This window comes from Methanohalophilus portucalensis (assembly GCF_002761295.1).
Lineage (GTDB): Archaea > Halobacteriota > Methanosarcinia > Methanosarcinales > Methanosarcinaceae > Methanohalophilus > Methanohalophilus portucalensis.
This window is the reverse complement of record NZ_CP017881.1, coordinates 343370-357851: the sequence shown is the minus strand read 5'-3', so window position 1 is coordinate 357851 and position 14482 is coordinate 343370. Positions and strand designations below refer to the sequence as shown.

Annotated in this window: 18 protein-coding genes; 9 read left to right on the top strand and 9 right to left on the bottom strand. The window is 44.3% G+C overall.

Features of this window, described 5'->3' with window-relative positions; translation table 11 throughout:
- Nucleotides 1-14: 14 nt before the first annotated feature.
- From queD to queC, 4 genes are read right to left on the bottom strand one after another with little or no spacing between them, the layout of a single operon-like run.
- Entirely contained in the window at nt 15-365 is a 351-nt protein-coding gene (gene queD / locus BKM01_RS01955) for a 6-carboxytetrahydropterin synthase QueD (protein ID WP_072360339.1), read from the bottom strand.
- Nucleotides 365-1084, bottom strand: a complete 720-nt coding sequence (locus BKM01_RS01950) for a 7-carboxy-7-deazaguanine synthase QueE (RefSeq protein WP_072360341.1) — start codon at nt 1082-1084, stop codon at nt 365-367. Before BKM01_RS01950 ends, queD begins: the two co-directional genes overlap by 1 nt.
- Nucleotides 1085-1648 (bottom strand): DUF366 family protein, encoded by a 564-nt coding sequence (locus tag BKM01_RS01945; protein ID WP_394328895.1) that lies wholly within the window; start codon nt 1646-1648, stop codon nt 1085-1087.
- Nucleotides 1648-2328, bottom strand: a complete 681-nt coding sequence (gene queC / locus BKM01_RS01940; RefSeq protein WP_072360343.1) for a 7-cyano-7-deazaguanine synthase QueC — start codon at nt 2326-2328, stop codon at nt 1648-1650. The genes BKM01_RS01945 and queC overlap by 1 nt, the downstream gene beginning before the upstream one ends.
- Before the next feature lie 107 nt (nt 2329-2435).
- On the opposite strand from queC, the gene BKM01_RS01935 reads away from it, so the two are divergent.
- Nucleotides 2436-2927 (top strand): hypothetical protein, encoded by a 492-nt coding sequence (locus BKM01_RS01935; RefSeq protein ID WP_072360345.1) that lies wholly within the window; start codon nt 2436-2438, stop codon nt 2925-2927.
- A 28-nt stretch (nt 2928-2955) separates the two neighbouring features.
- On the opposite strand, the gene ala is transcribed toward BKM01_RS01935, so the two are convergent.
- Nucleotides 2956-3936: an alanine dehydrogenase gene (ala, locus tag BKM01_RS01930; protein ID WP_072360347.1), complete on the bottom strand. Its 981-nt coding sequence runs from the start codon at nt 3934-3936 to the stop codon at nt 2956-2958.
- Between the two features lie 29 nt (nt 3937-3965).
- Between ala and BKM01_RS01925 the strand changes: the two genes are divergently transcribed.
- From BKM01_RS01925 to truD, 7 genes are all read left to right on the top strand, one after another.
- Nucleotides 3966-4706: a DUF434 domain-containing protein gene (locus BKM01_RS01925; protein ID WP_233125688.1), complete on the top strand. Its 741-nt coding sequence runs from the start codon at nt 3966-3968 to the stop codon at nt 4704-4706.
- 150 nt (nt 4707-4856) lie between these two features.
- The gene (locus BKM01_RS01920) at nt 4857-5114 is read left to right on the top strand and encodes a DUF2769 domain-containing protein (RefSeq protein WP_072360351.1); all 258 of its coding nucleotides are present in this window, start codon (nt 4857-4859) and stop codon (nt 5112-5114) included.
- A 148-nt stretch (nt 5115-5262) separates the two neighbouring features.
- Nucleotides 5263-6747 (top strand): glutamate synthase-related protein, encoded by a 1485-nt coding sequence (locus BKM01_RS01915; RefSeq protein WP_072360353.1) that lies wholly within the window; start codon nt 5263-5265, stop codon nt 6745-6747.
- 83 nt (nt 6748-6830) lie between these two features.
- A complete protein-coding gene (mptN, locus tag BKM01_RS01910) occupies nt 6831-7736 on the top strand; it encodes a tetrahydromethanopterin:alpha-L-glutamate ligase (protein WP_072360355.1) in 906 nt (301 codons plus the stop codon).
- A gap of 26 nt (nt 7737-7762) precedes the next feature.
- Nucleotides 7763-8110: a peptidyl-tRNA hydrolase Pth2 gene (gene pth2 / locus BKM01_RS01905; RefSeq protein ID WP_072360357.1), complete on the top strand. Its 348-nt coding sequence runs from the start codon at nt 7763-7765 to the stop codon at nt 8108-8110.
- A gap of 11 nt (nt 8111-8121) precedes the next feature.
- Nucleotides 8122-9264, top strand: a complete 1143-nt coding sequence (locus BKM01_RS01900) for a transglutaminase-like domain-containing protein (protein ID WP_072360359.1) — start codon at nt 8122-8124, stop codon at nt 9262-9264.
- A 9-nt stretch (nt 9265-9273) separates the two neighbouring features.
- Entirely contained in the window at nt 9274-10590 is a 1317-nt protein-coding gene (gene truD / locus BKM01_RS01895) for a tRNA pseudouridine(13) synthase TruD (RefSeq protein ID WP_072360361.1), read from the top strand.
- On the opposite strand, the gene pyrG is transcribed toward truD, so the two are convergent.
- Genes pyrG through BKM01_RS01880 form a run of 3 tightly spaced genes read right to left on the bottom strand, consistent with a single transcriptional unit; the run spans nt 10591 to nt 13045 of the window.
- Nucleotides 10591-12177, bottom strand: a complete 1587-nt coding sequence (pyrG, locus tag BKM01_RS01890) for a glutamine hydrolyzing CTP synthase (RefSeq protein ID WP_072360364.1) — start codon at nt 12175-12177, stop codon at nt 10591-10593. It lies immediately after the preceding gene.
- A gap of 13 nt (nt 12178-12190) precedes the next feature.
- Nucleotides 12191-12847, bottom strand: coding sequence for a DUF7524 family protein (locus BKM01_RS01885; protein ID WP_072360366.1), 657 nt, complete (start codon nt 12845-12847; stop codon nt 12191-12193).
- A gap of 15 nt (nt 12848-12862) precedes the next feature.
- Nucleotides 12863-13045 carry a methytransferase partner Trm112 gene (locus tag BKM01_RS01880; protein ID WP_072360368.1) on the bottom strand — a complete coding sequence of 61 codons (183 nt, stop codon included), beginning with the start codon at nt 13043-13045 and terminating at the stop codon, nt 12863-12865.
- Nucleotides 13046-13149: 104 nt separating this feature from the next.
- Between BKM01_RS01880 and BKM01_RS01875 the strand changes: the two genes are divergently transcribed.
- On the top strand, nt 13150-14088 hold the full coding sequence (locus BKM01_RS01875) for a nucleoside recognition domain-containing protein (RefSeq protein ID WP_072360369.1): 939 nt from the start codon (nt 13150-13152) through the stop codon (nt 14086-14088).
- A 30-nt stretch (nt 14089-14118) separates the two neighbouring features.
- On the opposite strand, the gene BKM01_RS01870 is transcribed toward BKM01_RS01875, so the two are convergent.
- Nucleotides 14119-14481 carry a F420H2 dehydrogenase subunit FpoO gene (locus BKM01_RS01870; RefSeq protein ID WP_072360371.1) on the bottom strand — a complete coding sequence of 121 codons (363 nt, stop codon included), beginning with the start codon at nt 14479-14481 and terminating at the stop codon, nt 14119-14121.
- Nucleotide 14482: the final 1 nt, after the last annotated feature.

The window sequence follows — 14482 nt, the reverse complement described above, 5'->3', positions numbered from 1 at the left end:
TTTTGGAATTCTTCTCAGTCAATCTCACTTAACTGGCACCACTTGCCGTGTCCTTCCCAGATCTTCACAGAGAGAGGGAAATCCAGCTGCTGGGATAGGCGGTTATAGATATGCTCACAGAGATTTTCCGAACTTGGATACTCCAGGATATCATTGAGCATACAATGATCATACTCTTTCAAAGTCGAACGGACAGTCTGTTTTACGTCATAGAAATCAATGACCATCCCGGATGGCTTTTTTTCTCCTTCAAGGACAACTTCCACCTTATAGGTATGACCATGAACTATACCACAACTTTCATGCCCGGGCAGATAGTGGGCACTATCAATATATTCCTCTACTCCAAGTTTCATTTTTGTCATTATAGACACCCCCACATTTTGTGAGTCTGCGGGATAATTAGAGTGTTTTTAATTTCGAGTAAATTTTCCTGCAGGGAAAGTATTGTCTGTATATCAGTAGCCCTTGTGTGCTGTGTGACCGGCTGCAGTATCACACAGCTTATGTAATCGGATATCTGCTCTACAACATCCATAACATCAGCCATATTAGTTGAAGAAGTTACTACGATTTTACAGAAACAATCCCTGTGTTGATTGCTGCGAAGTGTGCGGAAACACTGGTATGTGCGTTCGATGTGTTCAACAAAATTACTCCCTTCAAATTCTCCAGGTAATTTCACATCTCCAGCCACATAATCCACCGAGTCCTTCACAATTGCTGCTTTTTCCGGCAGGGTCATGTTAGTTTCAAGATAAACTGGGGCAGGCAGATCCAGACCCCTGATGAATTCTGCATACAAAAGAGGTTCCCCGCCTGTCAGGGATACCGAATGCAGATTATCAAATGCTCTGGTCCTCTCCTCAATGTCTGAAGCGCAAAGCAGGGGTGAGAGTTTCTCAAATTCACCGCTTCCAGGCACTTTTTCAAAAAGACAGTAATCCGGCTCATCGAGAGGAGTATCACAGTAGGAGCAATTCAGATTACACCCAACAAATCTGACAAAGGCTTGCCGCGCTCCTACATAAGGACCCTCTCCCTGTACCGCACAGAATATCTCGGACACCGGTTTCCTTTCCACTTAAACCACATCCAGAGGCCTGGATTTGCGAAGATCTCCTTCGATATCCTCCATCTCTTTAATGTATCTGCCTGTGATAGCTTCCAGCAATTGCCGGGTTTTTTCTGCAGCAATACCACATTCTTTAAGGTTGCCATAAAAATCATGGGATACGTTGATGCCAAAATGTATCTTCTGTGAGACCGCAGAGGTGCTTGCAATTGATACCGTCAGTTTTTTCCCATTGACAAAAAGATCATCCCCTTCCCTGTTAGTCATGATTCCCATAGAAAAAAGAGTTTCAGCAACAATAGTTGTGAAAAGCCGCTGCCTGCTGTAGATCAATTTCAGGTCGGTGGAATCGAAATGCTCAATGATGAAATGAAGCATGTCAGCAGATACAATGGATTCGTTTTCCCTTTTGTCCTCAAGGTCAATCATGTGTGCTATTTGCACATCACATTGTCCCCGGAATGCCACCACGGAATCGGCCTGGATCCCGAACATCTGGTAGGCCCAGAGAGAGGATATCTGGCTGCCGTCATAATCATAAGTCTCATCCATTATATGCACTTTAATTCCCATTATATATCCTCCACTGCCGGATCCTTGATGCCTGCTTCCCGGAAAGCCCGTGCCCGCCTGACACAGCTTTCACAAACTCCACAGGGTTTTTCTTCGCCCTGATAGCAGCTCCAGCTTAAAGCTAACGGAGCATGTACTCGCACTGCTTCCTTTACAATGGCCACCTTATCCATTTCAAGCACAGGAGATATCAGCCGTACTCCATTGAGAGTGGAGTAAGAAAAGGCCCTGTTAATACAATCCACAAATTCCGGGGAATTATCGGGGAAAGTGGCGGCTTCCTCGGCATTGAAACCGGCAATAATATAGCCACAATCCATGGCTTCGGCAAAAGCGGCAGCAACGTTTGCCATTAATCCGTTCCTGTTAGGAACCCAGACGTTTGCTGCTGATTCAGAAGTCACTTCCCCATTCCCGAGGTCTGCCTCGGCCATATCCGGTACATTTCCTTGCCGGTTTACCAGGGATGTTGTAGTAATATCTTTCATCCAGTCCAATGAAATTACACGGTGTAGAATGCCATAATGAGCACATATATGCCGGGAGCATTCAATCTCTGCATCCGCAGCAAGCTGCCCATAATCAAAGGTCAGGCCAATCTGTACATCGTATTTTGCAGACGCTATCGCAAGGGATGCAACAGAATCCAATCCACTGCTGATCAAACAAACCGCTTTCATTAATATACACCGGTACTCCTCCAGTACTCCCCGAGTATTATTTATAGATATCCCGTCGAAACTGGCAAATATAATATCTACAATATATTAATAAAAAGGTGAAAATTATGGCCGGTATTAAAGATAAAGAAACACTGAAATCCCAGTTACAGAAAATGTACTGGATAGAAACAGAAATGGAACAACTTGTCGTATGGGAATCACGCATCGAACTCATGGGAGAAGATGTGGATGCCCTTGAAAGACTTGCAAATGATTCAGACAAACACGGCCTGAAACTCAAAAACTGGATGGAAAAAGCCGACATCCCACTTCCAGATAAAATACCAAGAGGGCTTCCTCAAAAAGTATTTGATTTTGAGAGTATGGACAGCCCCGAAATGTTCAAAGCCATAATGAAATATGAAATCCTTTCACGAGATGTTTACAAGAATATCACTAAGATCGAGCCCTATATAATTGAGGAACTGTTTCCTGATGAAAATGACCAGAAGAATTTCCTCAAGGAGATGGAACATATCTCTAAAGAGGAAGAAGGCCACAGGCAGATCTGTGAGGAAAGGGTCGGCGGATTTAAGACCATAAGGGGCAAAAGTTGAGGGTCTACCTTGTCCTTACCAGACATAATCAGAACAATTTTGCCTTCGAGCCCATACCTTTATTTTTTGCTTTTTTATAAACCAGATTGGCGGTCACAATATCCTGTATTGCCAACCCCGTTGAATCAAAAACCGTGATCTGCGCATCCGATTCACGGCCCACATGCAGACCGGCAACTATCTGACCCAGCTGGGCAAAGACATCTTCCTGTCGGATGTATCCCTCAGAAAGGGGAACATTCACTTCCCCGGAATGGGTAGCCTGTGCGATATCATCGACCACAACCCTTGCTTGCTGGAGGATAGAAGGGTCCAGCTCTTCTTTTCCCCTGGCGTCAGCCCCGATAGCATTGATGTGGAGCCCCTCAGGCAGCCATTGTGCTTTGATGATCGGCTTTCTTGAAGGAGTGGTAGTTACCAGAATGTCCACATCACAGGCTTTCTGGATACTGTCAACTACTGTTATGTCACAGCATGCAACTGATTCCATCCCTTCTTTGAATTTTTCCGCCCTTGACGTGTCCAGATCAAACACATATACCTGTTCAAGATCGAAAACATTCGATAATGCCTCTAATTGTGTCCTGGCCTGGTTACCGGCTCCCACCATCCCCACGACACTGCTGTTTGCACGCGCAAGATAGCGGGCTGCAACACCTCCTGCTGCGCCGGTGCGTATATCCGTAAGATATGTACCATCCATAATAGCCAGGGGTGCACCGGTGGATGTGGAATTGAGTATAACCGTTGCCATCACAGTAGGCAGGCCTACTTTACGGTTTTCAGGATGAACATTTACGACCTTGACACCTGCAACATCCTCTTCCTCCAGAAAAGCGGGCATGGTGCGTAAATCCCCGTTATGTTCAGTAAAATAAAGATAGGATTTAGGTGGCATCTGTACCTTATTCCTTCCATGCTGGGCAAAAGCCATTTCCACTGCCTCAAGGGCTGAAGGCATATCCAGCAGGAATTTCACATCATCCTGATCAAGCCAGAGTATTTCCAAAAAATCACCATAAAAGGGTGGTTGCCGACATGTATAAAACTTATCGGAAGAGATTTTCAGGTATGGAATCTGCCGCAGGTAGCACAGCAGTTGAAAAACTCAAAAATAAACTAAGGGAACCTGCAGCCGACATAAGGTACCTTCTCTGTAGGGGATACAGGAGAAAAGGTGTAATCAGGTTTGTCAGCAACCATTACCATCTGGCAGAAGGAGAGAGGCACATCCTCACAAGGCTTGTATTTGACCCGGAAACTGCAGTCAAGCGCAGCAATAAAAAGCTCGCATGCTCCCGGCTAAAGGGGTGTGATATCTTCATAGACGGCTACAATGTACTGATAACCATGGAAAGCGTGCTTCAGAATGAGACAGTATGGTTTGCAGATGATGGATTCCTGCGTGACACCCGGGGAATTTTCAAAAACCACACCAATACAGCTACAACCTATCAGGCTGTCGATGAGATGCTGACCACACTCTCGGTACTGGGAGTAGATTCTGCAACAATCCTTCTTGACACTCAGATGAGCAACAGCGGCAAACTTGCACAATTCATCCGTAAGAGAGCAGCAAAGTATCCTTTCAATGCAGACGCCAGGACATCAAAAAATGTGGATTTCGACCTCAAACAAGTCGGACCCAGGGGTGTAATAGCAACTGCTGACAGCGTAATAGTGGATGCTGTGGAAAGGCCGGCCGACCTAACCGCCTGTTGGATGGACCTGAATGGCATAGTGGGGGAAAGTATAGGTGACAAAGAGATCAGACGTTAATCACAGATATTTATCGGATGAACATAACCTGCCGATGAAAACGGTTTATGCTGGCCCATCCTGCATACATTTTCAGAAGCAACAGTTAGATACATAAAAGATATGGATCATACATTCTATGAATATAAAATATAACAGGGAGTGAAATGAATGGCAGAAGAAATGAGTCCTGAGGAAATGGAACAAAAGAAAGAAATGGTAATGTCCATGTGCATATGCCCTAGCTGTCCCTCATGGGTCGAATGCGGGGAAAAAGGAGGATATTGCTTATCAACAATAGGCAAAAGTGACTGTATTGAGGAAGAGAGTGGCTGTATCTGTGGAGGATGTCCGGTAACCGAAGAGCTGGGACTTACTAACGGCTATTACTGTACCAGGGGATCCGAGAAGGAACAGCTTGGGAAGTAATCCTTCCATAATATCTTTTTTTGAGCATACAATTTACGTGCAGTACTTCAGAAAAAATATATTTTAATTTATATATGTCCACATTGCATCTGCACATCCCCTCCAATTCCTTCTGGAAAACAAAAGCAAGATACCAAACTGTGATACAATGTCCAAATACCGATGTGAGGTCTGTAATGTTTTTGAGTATGACGACAAGAGAGGAAATTCACTTACGGATATCAGGCCGGATACGAAACCGGAGGATTTTCCTGATGACTGGGAATGTCCTATCTGTAAAGCGAATAAGACCCACTTAAAACCTGTAAAAGAGGAGAAGGCTGAGACTCATGTAGATGAAGTTGTAACCTGTCCCTACTGTGGTACAAAAAGCAAGGTGTCAATAACCACCCTGGACAAGGAGCTGGGTGGATACCTGGGAGAGTGGAAAAGGCAATCCGATGAACTGGAAAGCCACATGTCGGATATTCACCAGATATCCGTCACAGGCGAATCCATAATCGAGCCCATGAGGACGAAGATGGATGTGGTTTCCTGGGAGGATGTACTTATAAAAGGAGCCCAACTTGCAAAGTTTCCTTTAAACCATGACGAGACAGTGAACACGGGTACAACAATCGGTCCAAACGCAAAACAACCTCTTATGATAGATACACCTCTTTACATTACCCATATGTCATACGGAGCACTCTCCCGGGAGGTTAAGATATCCCTGGCAACCGGAAGTGCTGCTGTGGGAACCGCCATGTGCTCGGGAGAAGGCGGAATCCTGCAGGAATCTTTTGATAAGGCACACAAATACATATTCGAATACGTACCCAACAGGTACAGTGTCACTGATGAGAACCTTCAAAAAGTGGATGCCATCGAGATAAAGATCGGCCAGTCAGTAAAACCCGGCATGGGAGGACAATTACCAGCCGAGAAAGTAACTCCTGAAATTGCAAAGGCAAGGGGATTTCCCGAAGGAGCGGATGTCATATCCCCGTCCCGGTATGAGGATATAAAGAACAAAGATGATCTCAAGAACAAGGTTTCCTGGCTCAGGGAAAAATCCGGGGGAAAACCAATTGGCATAAAGATCGCAGCAGGCAATATCGAAGCAGATCTTGAGGTTGCAATCCATGCAGAACCTGATTTTATTACAATCGACGGAAGACCCGGAGCAACTGCGGCTGCAAAGAAGTTTGTAAAAGAGGCAACCTCAATGCCTACGCTGTTCGCTCTGTACAGGGCCAGGAAATTTCTGGATGACAGGAACAAAAAGGATATCTCACTGGTAATCACAGGTGGCCTGAGGGTTTCCTCTGATTTTGCAAAGGCCCTTGCAATGGGAGCCGATGCCATAGCAATAGGCACTGCAGCCCTGATGGCATGTGCATGCCAGCAATACCGTTTGTGTGATACAGGACAGTGTCCGGTGGGGGTTACCACCCAGAATCCGGAACTTCGAAAGAGATTGAAGATCGAATATTCCGCCAAAAAACTGGAGAATTTCCTGAGGGTTTCAACGGAGGAAATGAAGGATTTTGCCCGGCTGACAGGCAACGATGATGTCCATAAATTAAGCACAGAGGACCTGTGCACCACAAATACGGAAATTTCAGGAAATACTGATATAGAGCATGTCTGATTCAAGACATGTCCCTTTTTACTAACTTTTTCCACTTACTGGACAAAAACATAATTATCCGATCAGGATTACATTAAATCCAGATGAAAAACATAGGAATACTCATAACTGATCCTGAAGACTGGACAACAAAATCCCTAATCGAAACCGCATCTCACAACCGCATTAATCCTATCCCGATAAACCTTGCAGATGCAGAAGTGGCTATCGGGACAAACATAACCTACCACGCAGGGGACATAAACCTGCAGGACCTTGATGCCATCATTGTGAGGGATGCCGGCGGAGGAAATGGAGAGGGAGTCATTTTCAGATTTGATATTTTACGCCAGTTGGAAAACTTTGGGATACCTGTTATCAACTCACCGGCATCAATCCAGAATGCTGCAAACAAATACCATGCTACATACCTTCTGGCAGAAGCAAATATACCGGTACCGCCCACAAAAGGTGTCCAGGATATAGAAAGTGCAATGAATGCCCTGGAATCATTCGAAGACGCCATCATCAAGCCAGTATTCGGATACAAAGGCATGGGGATATCCAGGATCAAGAACGCACAGCTAATCAATCCTGATGGAAATTTGGATGATACACCGGCAAGGGAATTTGTAAGCAGGATGATGAATGAAAGGAAAATGTTATACATCCAGAAATATATAGCAAATCCAGGCAGGGATATACGTGCCTTTGTTGTTGGTGATGAAGTAATCGGGGCCATCTACAGGAAAGCAGAAGAGGGATGGTTAAACAATCTCAGCCAGGGTGGAAATACTGAGAAATGTATGCTGGGAAAAGAACAGGAAGAACTTTGTGTCCGTGCATGTGAAAAAATGGGGGCCGAATATGCAGGAGTTGACCTGATCGAAGGAAAAGGCGGTAATATGGTGCTGGAAGTCAATGCAACTCCTTCCGGGGCAGGTATTTATAGAACATGGGGGATAAATCCGGCAGAGAAGATAATAGACCACCTTATGGAAAGACTCTGACCTGATTTCCTAAAGAGGACGTTAAAATGTTTACCTGCAAACAATGTATTGTGATCCGACAGGACCTGAAATTATCAAAGGGCAAACTTGCAGTACAGGTGGCCCATGCTGCAGTATCAGCATCCGAGAAGGCAGATTCCAGAATATATTCAAAATGGAAAGCCGAAGGACAGAAAAAAGTAGTACTTAAAGTGCCTGCCGAAAGGGACCTTTATGAGTTAAGGGAAATCGCCCGGGCACAGAACCTTCCCACCGCCCTGATACAGGATGCCGGTCTGACCGAGATTAAGCCAGGCACTGTCACTGCTCTTGGTATCGGACCCGCAACAAATGAAGACATAGAACGTATTACCGGTTCCCTGAAATTGCTTTAAAGGATGGTACAATGGGGAAAAAAGGGTTCATGTTACTGGTAGCTCTGATTGGCATACTGATATATATCGGCGCTCAAAACCCGGAAATCCTGCAGGAAAGATTTTCCATCTCCGATGACAGGAGTATGGAAACTGCCTATGAACTCGATACACAAACCCTGACATACCCACAAGTACAGATTATTGATCCAGAATATGATTATAAACCCAGCCAAAGTAATATACTGTCCCCCGGATACAGCATATCAAGTGCTTACAGTTATGGAGAACCTTTCCGGAAAAATACCGGTATGCTCACAATGACCATAACAAATACGGGAAATAATGAAATTTACGTATATGGATACGGCATCCGGCCGGTAAGTGGAAACGGGATATACGATTTTGAAACTGGATACCTGATACCCCCGGAAGAACAAAAAGAGTTGGGGTATGCCTGTTTTGATGTACCCGACAAATCGACAATAAAACTAGAGCCTTTTGTAAAGATAATGGCAACTTCCGAATCCGGGAAATGGCACGATTACGGAATACAGTATTTTGACGCAATTGAAATCAAAACCCGGGCTGCTGCTACAGAAGTAAATCCACAATACACCTACAACCCGGCCTATCTTTTCGATAAGATAAACTCCCTTGTCAATTCATCCGACCCACTGGTCAGAAGCAAAGCTGCAAAAGCAGCAAAAGAGTACCCCGGCAAATACAATATTTATCAGGTATGTGCCCTGTATGATAATTTGTTGGAGGATGTGGACTATATCAGCGACCCACGTGGATCGGATTTCTGGGTCGGGCCGGATGAGACCCTGGAAATAGGGGCAGGAGACTGTGATGATTACGCCATCACAATGGCTTCCCTGGTAGAAGCAATCGGGGGCACATCCCGGATATACCTGACCGAAACACATGCCTATGCGGCAGTTTACATCGGAATGGAGGAAGACATCGATCGCGTCTCGGAGGCCATAGAGCAATACTATGGATGCGTACCCGTATATTATGCAACCGACAAATACGGTTGCTGGTTACTTCTTGATCCCTCGGCAGGCATGTATGCAGGGAGCCTGCCGGTGGAAACCGCTCCCACAGAAAATGGCTGGACATACACCAGGCAGACAAATGTAACAGTAATAGATATTGCCGCAAGATGAGGATTATCCATGCAAGTGCCTGATATAGAAAAACAAACCGGTATCGACCTTTATGTAACAGAAACAGAAGGTATCGGTGGAAAGTTAAAACAAACTAGTGAAGATTTTGTTGTTGAGGAAGTCACGGGTAGGGATGAAGGAGAGGAAGGAAAATACCTGATCCTCGAACTTACGAAAAACAACTGGGAAACCCACCACCTGATAAGAGACATGTCCCGAATTCTGGGAATAAGTTCAAAGAGGTTTGGTTTTGCTGGTACCAAGGATAAAAGGGCACTTACCACCCAGCGTATAAGTATATACGACCTTGAAGCAGAAGACGTTGAAAGGATAAAACTCAGGGATGTGGATCTGAAAGTTCTGGGCCGCTCCAACAAAGATGTGGGTTTGGGAGATCTTGTGGGAAATAAATTCAAAATCATTATCCGGGATGTTGGCCTGCCAGAGGAGGAACTTGATAACAGACTCCTGAATATCACTTCCACAATAAATAAGCTTGATGGAGTACCCAACTTTTTCGGTATTCAGAGATTTGGCTCCCGTCGTCCCATCACCCACCTTGTGGGAGAATCGATAGTCAGGGGAGATATAGAGAAAGCTGCAATCGATTATATTGGTTTGAGTTTTCCAGATGAGCACGAGAAAACAAGGCTTGTACGCGACCGTTTCTATAAGGAACGCAACTATATCGAAAGCCTGAAAGAATATCCGGTTCAGTTGCGCTATGAAAGGGCAATGATGCACTATCTTGTTAATAATCCGGATGACTTTGCCGGAGCATTCGGAGAATTGAGTTCCAATATGCGGAACATGTTTGTCCATGCCTACCAGTCATATATCTACAATCGGATTATCTGCAGGCGAATCCGGGAAGAACTGCCCCTCAATGAAGCTGTGGAAGGTGATATTGTGTGCTTCAAGAATAAACAGGGATTGCCAGATACCTCCCGGCTTGAAACTGTAACATCCTCCAAAGTAAAAGGAATCAATAATCTGATTCGCAGGGGCAGAGCTTTTGTTACGGCCCCGCTGGTCGGCACATCTACCGAATTTACGGACAGCTCCCCGGGCAATATAGAAAAAGAAATACTCCAGGAGACAGGTGTTGAACAGAAAGATTTCCATATTCCCGAGATTCCTCGTATCACCTCAAAAGGTAGGCGCAGGGAAATTTTATTGAATGTCAAACCGGCTTACACAATTGCAGATGACGAATTAAATGAAGGGAAGAAAAAAGTTATACTGGAGTTCTGCCTGCCCAAGGGTAGTTATGCGACAACCGTCCTCAGGGAATACATGAAAGCAGAACCCGCAGATATGAGTTAATTATTTTCTCTTAAACATTGCTTCCACAAAGGCCCTGAAGGGAGGAGATGGCCTGCCAGGTCTTGAGCGAAATTCAGGATGGAACTGGGAAGCAAAAAAGAAACTATGAGAAGGTATTTCGGCTATTTCCATACGATTGCGATTTTTGCCCGAAAATACCATTCCCTTCTCTTCCAGCCTATCTACAAAATTGGGATTTACCTCATACCGGTGACGATGGCGCTCGACTATGGTATCGGTTCCATAGATTTTTTCTGCCAGTGAACCTTTTTTGAGAACGGCTTCATAATCCCCAAGTCTCATTGTAGCACCCATATTTACTATATTTTCCTGTTCCGGCAAAAGGTCTATTACCGGATAAGGGGTGTTTTCATCGAATTCGGAACTGTTGGCATTTTCCATATCCGCTACATTACGTGCAAACTCAATTACACTCAGTTGCATACCAAGGCATAGTCCCAGGAAAGGGATATCATTGTCCCGGGCAAATTTCACCGCCTGGATCTTGCCTTCTACACCACGTTCTCCGAAACCCCCAGGGACAAGCACACCATCATACTCCTGAAGTTTATTGATTGCAGCGGGGTCTTCATCAAATGATTCCGAACTTACCCAGTCGGTCCTTACCTTGCATCCAACTTCTATTGCTGCGTGTTTCAGGGATTCCCTTATGCTTAGATAGGAATCCTCAAGATTGGTATATTTTCCAACAATTGCAAGCCTGACCTCCCCGGCCGCAGCATTCATTCTTTTGACCATATCCTCCCAGGCATGGTCTTGCTGTTTGGTGACCAGATCGAGTTTTTGCATCATGTACCCTGTAAGTCCCTGTTCTTCCAGCTGGAGAGGGACAGCATAAATATCATTTGAATCATGAGCACTTACTACAGCTTCCTTTGGAACATCACAGAAGAGGGATACTTTAGCACGGGTACTTTCATGAAGAGGATTTTTACATCGTGCGACGATCACATCCGGGGATAGACCGAGCTGGCGCAGGTCTTTGACCGAGTGTTGCGTGGGTTTTGTTTTTTGATCCCCCTGGGCATCAATGGGAACCAGGGTTACATGAAGGAAAATAATGTCCTCCTCGGATTCCTCCCTGTGCATCTGCCTGACTGCTTCAAGGAACGGCATACTTTCAATGTCACCCACCGTCCCACCGACTTCAATCAGACAGATATCAGCACCACTTTTAGCTGCAACCCTGCGGATTCGGGCTTTTATTTCATTGGTAATATGAGGAATGATCTGCACTGTCTTGCCAAGATATTCGCCCCTTCTTTCCTTTTCAATAACAGACTGGTATATCTTACCGGTAGTCAGGTTATGATCCCATGTCAATTCAGTGTCAAGATACCGTTCGTAGTTACCCAGATCGAGGTCTACTTCACCACCGTCTTTCAGCACATAAACTTCACCGTGCTGGAAAGGACTCATGGTACCTGCATCAATATTGATATAGGGGTCTATCTTGATGGCAGTTACCTTTTGTCCCTTGTTTTTCAGGTTCCGTCCTACAGAAGCAGCAGTAATCCCCTTACCGAGACCACTCATAACACCGCCTGTGATTATAATATATTTCATTCTAAGTACCTCGTTATTTCCTGAAAACAGGTAGTTTGGTTAACATATAAGCAAATAATAAAGTCAGAAGAATAGCAATTGCCAGAGATGTATAAAAACTGGTTGAAAAACCAGCAGGATTCAGGTTAACAGATGATATTACATAATAGGCACCAAAGAGGAAACCAATTAACATAAACAGAAGGATGACTAGTTTCATATCATTCGGAGTGATGGATTTCTTAAGGAACTGGCCAAAATCCATGTTCCATTTAGCCTTTGATGCAGAAGAAGGAGGGGAAGGAATATGGACAGGTTCAATTTTAGGTTCTTCTTCTACAGGGATTCGCACATTGTCCTTCTGGCCTATGTTTATACCAAATGATTCTGTTTTGGAGCCATATCCCATGGTAACAAAAATCGTGCCACTACTGAATACCCTGCCTTCATGAGGAATCCTGACAACAACTGGTACATATTCTTCATGGGTCACATAAGGATTGTCATCAAGGAAGGTTACATAACCATCCAGATTTTCGGAAATGGAAAAATTGACATGAGTAGGCGAACCATAGTTGATAATCACTATCTCAAAACTCTGTTCTCCACCTGGAGAGAGGGAGACCTCAACAGAAGGAATATCAAATTCAATGGAATTTACACCGAGTCTGTTGATATGTATCTGTTGCAATGGGGATTCACCTGTTTAGTCTCTCATTTCAGGAGGAAGCATATTGGGAATGCCTTCCTCGATGGGATAATATTCGTCACATGCAGCACAATAAAGGGTACCACTAATAACCTCTTCCCCATCATCACTGCTTATATTTAGAACTAGCTCCCCTTTGCAAAGGGGACAGGCAAGAATGTTCATCATTTCTTTTTTCATGACATTCACATCTCCAGATATTATTACCAATAATATCAAACTTCTGGTATTAATACAAAAGGGGATAAATAGATTAATTTACAGGGATTCCTATCTAAAATGATATGATCGACCTGCTATTAAGGGTTCTTGATTTTGCAGTCCCCATACTTATAATGATCTTTATCGGATTATGGGGTGCCGGGCTCCTTATAGAACTGGGGCTGATGAAAAAATTATCCCGCCTCACAAGGCCTCTGCTTAAGCACACCAATCTGCCCGAGTCCTGCGGAAGTGCTTTTTTAGTTGCTATTGGATCAACAGCTGCTGCAAACAGCATGGTGGTCCAGGCAAAGGATAAAGGGTGCGTTAATGACAGGGAGGCAATACTATGTGCCCTCCTCAACAGTACGCCCGCCTATGTAAGGGGAATAATAACGTATCAGATTCCTATAATATTACCTGCACTGGGGCCTATAGTCGGTGGATTCTACGTAATGGTATTCATTATATCAGCCGTTGTAAAGTTTTCAGTTGTTATTATATTGAGCAAATTCTGGATAAAGGAACAAAAAAGCTGTACACTTGATGACGGACATAACGGGAACAGACCTCCATTAAAGGAAGCAATGAAAGCAAGTTTCAAAAAAGAAAAGAAACTTTTCTTCAAGATTGCCACAATATATCTGGGTATGACAACCCTTGTTTTTGCACTGAGGGATCAAGGCTTCTTTGAGATATTCAGTGTATTACCTCTGGCTGATCTATTTGGGATTCCTTCAGAAAGCATCATTCCCCTGACAACTTATATTGCTAGCCCCATATTGGGAGTGTCATTGCTTGGCCCCATGATCGGCGAGGGAAGTATATCCTACCTGCAGGCCATGATCGTCATAATGCTTGGAAGCATGTTCATGCTGCCGATATTCAGCATAAGGACTCTGTTGCCAAGATATATTTCTATATTCGGTCCAAAACTGGGTGTAAAAATAGTAACAATATCAACCGGAATGAGTATACTGATACGGTTTACAATACTGGTAATATTGCTCAGTATAGTTTAAAAAAATTAGGTAAAGGGGGAGAATCCCCTTTTAGTGGTGTTCTCCAAAACACTCATCTTTCCTGTCATAGGCTTCATTGCAGCTTTCAAGACAGCGCCTGCAGAGATGTCTTACCTCTTCATCATATACATTCTTGAAAGAGGGAACAAAAACATCTATGTCATAGAGCTGGCATGTGGTTCCGCATAGATCACATTTATCGAATTTATTGCCGGGAACGCATTTTCCTTCCTCATCTCTTTTTTCGTCAAATGTGCCTTTTGCAGAGTCAAGACATTTTTCGCAAAGACCTTTCCAGATTCCTTCGGGATAAGAGTGTTCGAACCGGGGTTCAAACACTTTTATCGGACAAACGGTGGGTATTGACACACCACATAGATCACAATCTGCCATA

What these genes read in the sequence shown, in the direction of transcription:
- queD (WP_072360339.1), bottom strand. Translation starts at nt 365, where the DNA reads ATGACAAAAATGAAACTTGGAGTAGAGGAATATATTGATAGTGCCCAC.
- BKM01_RS01945 (WP_394328895.1), bottom strand. Translation starts at nt 1,648, where the DNA reads ATGGGAATTAAAGTGCATATAATGGATGAGACTTATGATTATGACGGC.
- queC (WP_072360343.1), bottom strand. Translation starts at nt 2,328, where the DNA reads ATGAAAGCGGTTTGTTTGATCAGCAGTGGATTGGATTCTGTTGCATCC.
- BKM01_RS01935 (WP_072360345.1), top strand. Translation starts at nt 2,436, where the DNA reads ATGGCCGGTATTAAAGATAAAGAAACACTGAAATCCCAGTTACAGAAA.
- BKM01_RS01925 (WP_233125688.1), top strand. Translation starts at nt 3,966, where the DNA reads ATGTATAAAACTTATCGGAAGAGATTTTCAGGTATGGAATCTGCCGCA.
- BKM01_RS01920 (WP_072360351.1), top strand. Translation starts at nt 4,857, where the DNA reads ATGGCAGAAGAAATGAGTCCTGAGGAAATGGAACAAAAGAAAGAAATG.
- BKM01_RS01915 (WP_072360353.1), top strand. Translation starts at nt 5,263, where the DNA reads ATGTCCAAATACCGATGTGAGGTCTGTAATGTTTTTGAGTATGACGAC.
- mptN (WP_072360355.1), top strand. Translation starts at nt 6,831, where the DNA reads ATGAAAAACATAGGAATACTCATAACTGATCCTGAAGACTGGACAACA.
- pth2 (WP_072360357.1), top strand. Translation starts at nt 7,763, where the DNA reads ATGTTTACCTGCAAACAATGTATTGTGATCCGACAGGACCTGAAATTA.
- BKM01_RS01900 (WP_072360359.1), top strand. Translation starts at nt 8,122, where the DNA reads ATGGGGAAAAAAGGGTTCATGTTACTGGTAGCTCTGATTGGCATACTG.
- truD (WP_072360361.1), top strand. Translation starts at nt 9,274, where the DNA reads ATGCAAGTGCCTGATATAGAAAAACAAACCGGTATCGACCTTTATGTA.
- pyrG (WP_072360364.1), bottom strand. Translation starts at nt 12,177, where the DNA reads ATGAAATATATTATAATCACAGGCGGTGTTATGAGTGGTCTCGGTAAG.
- BKM01_RS01880 (WP_072360368.1), bottom strand. Translation starts at nt 13,045, where the DNA reads ATGAAAAAAGAAATGATGAACATTCTTGCCTGTCCCCTTTGCAAAGGG.
- BKM01_RS01875 (WP_072360369.1), top strand. Translation starts at nt 13,150, where the DNA reads ATGATCGACCTGCTATTAAGGGTTCTTGATTTTGCAGTCCCCATACTT.
- BKM01_RS01870 (WP_072360371.1), bottom strand. Translation starts at nt 14,481, where the DNA reads ATGGCAGATTGTGATCTATGTGGTGTGTCAATACCCACCGTTTGTCCG.